Source organism: Glycocaulis sp. (assembly GCF_052168375.1).
Classification (GTDB): domain Bacteria; phylum Pseudomonadota; class Alphaproteobacteria; order Caulobacterales; family Maricaulaceae; genus Glycocaulis.
This window is the reverse complement of sequence record NZ_JBQLZR010000287.1, coordinates 1-4,723: the sequence shown is the minus strand read 5'-3', so window position 1 is coordinate 4,723 and position 4,723 is coordinate 1. Positions and strand designations below refer to the sequence as shown.

5 protein-coding genes are annotated in these 4,723 nt (G+C 59.5%); 3 read left to right on the top strand and 2 right to left on the bottom strand.

Going from position 1 to position 4,723, the window contains the following annotated elements; all coding sequences use genetic code 11:
- On the bottom strand, positions 1 to 1,122 hold a 1,122-nt coding region (locus tag ACTS2Z_RS11725), incomplete at its 3' end, for a hypothetical protein (RefSeq protein WP_442573392.1).
- Between the two features lie 286 nt (positions 1,123 to 1,408).
- A complete protein-coding gene (locus tag ACTS2Z_RS11720) occupies positions 1,409 to 3,142 on the bottom strand; it encodes a patatin-like phospholipase family protein (protein WP_442573391.1) in 1,734 nt (577 codons plus the stop codon).
- A 204-nt stretch (positions 3,143 to 3,346) separates the two neighbouring features.
- Here ACTS2Z_RS11720 and ACTS2Z_RS11715 point away from each other — a divergent pair, with 204 nt between their 5' ends.
- The 3 genes from ACTS2Z_RS11715 to ACTS2Z_RS11705 form a co-directional block, all read left to right on the top strand.
- The gene (locus tag ACTS2Z_RS11715; RefSeq protein WP_442573390.1) at positions 3,347 to 4,072 is read left to right on the top strand and encodes a DNA cytosine methyltransferase; all 726 of its coding nucleotides are present in this window, start codon (positions 3,347 to 3,349) and stop codon (positions 4,070 to 4,072) included.
- Complete coding sequence (locus tag ACTS2Z_RS11710) at positions 4,062 to 4,457, top strand: DNA cytosine methyltransferase (RefSeq protein ID WP_442573389.1); 396 nt, start codon at positions 4,062 to 4,064, stop codon at positions 4,455 to 4,457. Before ACTS2Z_RS11715 ends, ACTS2Z_RS11710 begins: the two co-directional genes overlap by 11 nt.
- Positions 4,458 to 4,723 (top strand): hypothetical protein (locus ACTS2Z_RS11705; RefSeq protein ID WP_442573388.1); only part of this gene is annotated, 266 nt, incomplete at its 3' end.

Here is a 4,723-nt window from a genome sequence, read left to right as displayed (position 1 = left end):
GTAATTAACCGGCACCATGCCCTCATAGAACGCGCCGCTGCTGATTGTTCTCGTGAGCGGCATCAAGCCGCGACCGCCGCCGGGCACCGAGATGCTGCCATCAGCCTCAAGTATGCCGTACCAGCCTTCAAAGTCTTGAAGGGGCGCAAGCAGAAGCGTCGTGTTGTCATCCAGATTCTGCTCACGGCTTTCCCGGGTTATCTCGCCGATAGCGCTTACCGTTGTGGCGATGCGCGCGGGGTCTTCACGGCGCAATTTGAGCCTTAACACCCCGGTGTGCGTGGTGATCGTTCTCAGATCTGGTGCGACGAGGTGGACATTGAGGGTGCCTGCCTCGCCTTGCGTCGCGAACGTCACATGCCCTTGATCGGACTGTCTTTGATAGACTAGTGCGTTGGTCGCGGCGCTGGTGGACGCGCTATTGCCGGAAATATCCACGAGCGGAGACCATTGCTGGATCAAGCCGGCCTCGTCAAACATCCAGGCAAAGGAAAGGGTCGACTCCAGAGGCTGCAAAGTCATCGATACGCCAGCACCACTTGAACGGAAAGCGGTCAGCGAGCCGGAGATGAAGAGGGTTCGTTCGGCCGTCAGATCGTTCATCTGCCCGCCCGAACGGGCCACGAAGTGGGGCTCCCAGAAGGGAGTCCTGCCGGGCACGAAGGGCTCTATTGTTCCGTCCTGACCTCTAACGAGGTCTCGACGTAAAATCCGGCTCCCGCTGCGCGGATCGACATAGTCGTATACGGCAACCAGTCCGAACCCCGGCAATAGCCAGAAAGCGTTCGGGCCGGAGCGCCCATAATAGGTTGCGAATCTGCCGCGATCGTAGCCTGTGCCTTCGAAGTTCGGCCATGCGCCCTCTCCGTGCAGCATCACTTGCGGTCCCCTTTCAGGGCTACGCGGGTTGCGCAAGGGCTCAATCCGGTAGGAGCGGTTTGCGAAGGTGATCGTTGTCCGCTCGCCCTGCGTTTCGACACGGGTTTCCAGCGGGGTGAAACTCGGCGCCATCGGCGGCGGTTCGGTCTGGCCGCGCTGTGCCTGCGAGGCGCTGGCAAGGCTTGCCGTTACGGCAAGGGCGCCCAGAACGGAAAGTGTGGCTCTTTGTGCGGCCTTCATCATCGCGCTCGCTCCCGGTTGGTTTGCCCTGCTCATGATAGCGCTGCTGCACGCCGCTGAAAGCGGAAGAAAATCTGACATTCGCGGTCAGGGGGTGGGAGGGCGGAAATGGCGAGCGGAAAAGATCAATCCTTTTTTCGTCGTTCCCGCGCAGGCGGGAACCCAGAGCCGCTTGGCAATGTCCTGGCTCGAGGATTTCTGGGTCCCCGCTCGGGGGCGGGGACCCCGGCATTACCGCTCGGGCCCCTCAACCGGGTCCCCGGGCTTGACCCGGGGCCCAGCATACCCCCTACCGTCCCGGTTTCAGGCGAGACATCAGGCGGTTATCAGCCGCGTTGAGCATCGCCATCGTACTTTCATAGCCCGCGATGATGGCGTCGTCATAGCGGCGCCATTCGCGCAGATCCATGTCGATCTCGGGCAGGACCAGCAGGTCAGCCGCCTGACGCGTATCCTCATGCTCGTCGAGCGTCGCAGCCGTAGCCGCGCGCATGAGAAGCGAGGCGATGGGCGGCGGATCGGACAGGCCATGGCGGATCGCCCAGCCGAAAAAGCCCGGCGGGTTGATGAAATCGGCCGGGTTGATCGCCTTGTTGCGGGTCACATCGACACCGACATTGGCGCCGCGATGGCTGGCTTTCAGCTCGCGCACGGGAAAATTGTTGAACACCGCCCCGTCGACCAGCACGTTCTCGCCATCGATCACGGGCGGCAGCAGGCCGGGAATGGCCAGCGAAGCCCGCAGCGCATCGCGCAAGCGTCCCCGGCGGTGCACCCGTACCGACCCGTCGGTGAGGTTTGACGACACGCAGAAGAAGGGCCGGTAGAGGTCGGCTATGTCCACATCGCCGAAATGCTCGGCGAGGCGGCGCTCCACCTCCTTGCCGCGTACCAGGCTGACCACGGGCAGCGTCCAGTCGCTAAGCGGGCTGGATTCCACGAACGCCTTGCGGATGCGGGTGTCGATCTCGTCATTGCTCCAGCCCATCGCCACCCCGGCAGCGATGATTGCGCCCATGGAGGTGCCGGCCATGAAGTCGAAGACGATGCCGGAATCGCGGAACGCCTGAATGGCGCCGATATGGGCATAGGCCCGGCTGCCGCCACCGGAAAGGACAAGGCCGACCGAGCAACCCGCCATGGTGCGGGCGAGATGGGCGACGTCCTGCTCCTCGAACTGGCGCCAGTGAAAGCAGCGCGCGGCCTCGGCGGCGTCCATCCATTCCTGCGGCGAGGCAACGCTGCGCGTGCCGCCATGGTGCAGGAGGACGATGTCGATAAGGCGCAGCTTTGCGGCGGGCGAGGGGTCTTCGGGCAGGATCGGCAAAGAGGGCCTGGCATCGCCGCGCGCCATCAGCCAGATGCGGTCGGCGCGGCCGATGGCCTGACGCGCCCAGGCCACGTCATTGAGGCGCGCGGTCAGGATGACGATATCGCCGGTGCGCTCGGCCTCATCCATGGCAGAGGGCGAGACGACATCGCCCTCCTCGCCAAGGATCACGCACTCACGCCCCAGAGCCTTGAGGGCGTCCTTCAGCTGGCGGGAGCGCAAGGTGAGGTCGATGGTCGGTGAGGTGGAGACCAGCGCGAACACGCGCGGCTCCGCCTTGGAGCGCAGCGTCCCGCCGCGCAGGCGGAACAGCATCATCCGCGCGAGTTCGCGCATCAGGCTGGGGTGGCGCCGGGTCAGCCGGTCAAAGGCGGTCTTGGGCAGGCGGATCAGCTCGCAATCGCGCAAGGCATAGACATGGGCCGAATGGGGCCGGTCCTCGACCAGCGCCATCTCGCCAATGGGTTCACCGGCGCGGATATGGCCGACCAGTTCGGGCAGGCCGTCTGCCCCGTTGCGGAATGCGGCCAGAGCGCCGGAGCGGACAAGGTAGAAGGCGTCGGCGGGATCGCCGGCCTCGAACAGGGTCTGGCCTGCGGGAAGACAAAACCATTCAACCTCGGCTTCCACAGCCTTCAGCGCGGCTTTCTCAAGCCGGTTCAGGAAGGGCAGGAAGCCGAGCTTCATGTCCATGAGCGGTCACGCCTCCAGCCGGGGTGCGGGCTGCGCGCCCCGGTCATTCGTCCAGATACCGCCATGAGTCCGCGCCGTCGAACACCCGTCTTTGGCAAGACGCTATCGGCAGCTTGGCCCGTTTGGAACCTATGGCGAACTCCAATAAGGTACTCAGAATCGCCAAGTTGGCGGGTGCGTGGCTTCGTTCGAGGTACAGTAGGCATGAATCTCAATGCAATTTCACTGTTCGCTGGTGCCGGAGGCATGGATATCGGCTTCGAGCAGGCCGGATTCAAAGTTCTAGTGGCCGTCGAGCAGGATCCATCGTGTTGCGAGACGCTACGCTCGAACATGCGTGATACGATTGTAGTGCAAGCTGACGTGCAAACGGTTACTGGTGAAGAGCTTCTTTCTCTGGCCGGTAAAAGGCGAGGTGAGATTGACGCAATAATCGGGGGGCCGCCGTGCCAATCATTCAGCCTTGCTGGTCAACGCGCCGGACTAAATGACCCCCGTGGTCAAATGGTTCGCGAATTTATTCGGCTAGTAGGAGAAGTGGAGCCCAAAACGTTCGTGCTCGAAAACGTTAAAGGCATGGTGAATTGGTCAGGTGGCGAGGTGTTAAGGCTCATCGAAGATGAGTTTGAACATATGAAATTGAGCGATGGCTCTACTTACACGGTAAAGCACCAGGTGCTCAACGCGGCAGATTTTGGCGTGCCGCAATTTAGGGAGCGGGTTTTCGTGGTTGGAAATAAAGTTGGTAAAGCTTTCGCGTTTCCGGACGCGACCCACGTTCCGGGGCATCTGGCGCCAAGTTCGCGAAAGCTTCCATATAGAACAGTAGGAGAGGCAATCTTGTCACTCCCTCCAGCAGAACCGCCCTCGGAAATTGCGCGTCGGGTATCGGGAACAATTAAAGGCAGGCGAGAGCGTCATGGCTATTAAGAATCACGTTCAAACCGCTCACTCGCCGTCGACTCTTGAAAAAATCAAAAGAGTCCCAGTTGGCAAAAGGCTAGCTGAAATCGAAAGGACCTTTGGATCAACCTATCGCCGTCTAGATCCTAAAAAGCCAAGTCCGACTGTAACGCGAAGTGGATATCGAGATTATATTCACCCTGTCGAAGATAGAATGCTGACAGTTAGGGAGTTGGCTTGTTTGCAGAGTTTTCCATTGGGCTGGGAATTCAAAGGTGTGCGCCTTGATAGTTATAGCAGCAAGCGTCAAACAACCATGACGCAATTTGGCCAAGTCGGAAATGCTGTGCCACCGCTTCTCGCTAAAGCAGTTGCGATGGCTTTAAGAGAGCAAATTTTCAAGGGTTATTAAATGCCGAAAGTTTCTGATGAGGCCCGTATTGAGCAATATCAACTGAAAGCGACTTTCTTTTCAAATCAAATTGAAAAGCAAAGCTTTTTATACTTATTTGGAAATGTATTAAAATTTATCAAATCTGCCGGTGATGTTTATGACTGGTCGAAGTTATCTGATTTAGAGGTTGATTCTGACGTATTAAAATCCATCAAGGGGGCGGGAAAGCATGTTCCGCTTTACTTTTGCCACCCAGCGGTACTTCTTGGTTACCCTCATTCTTT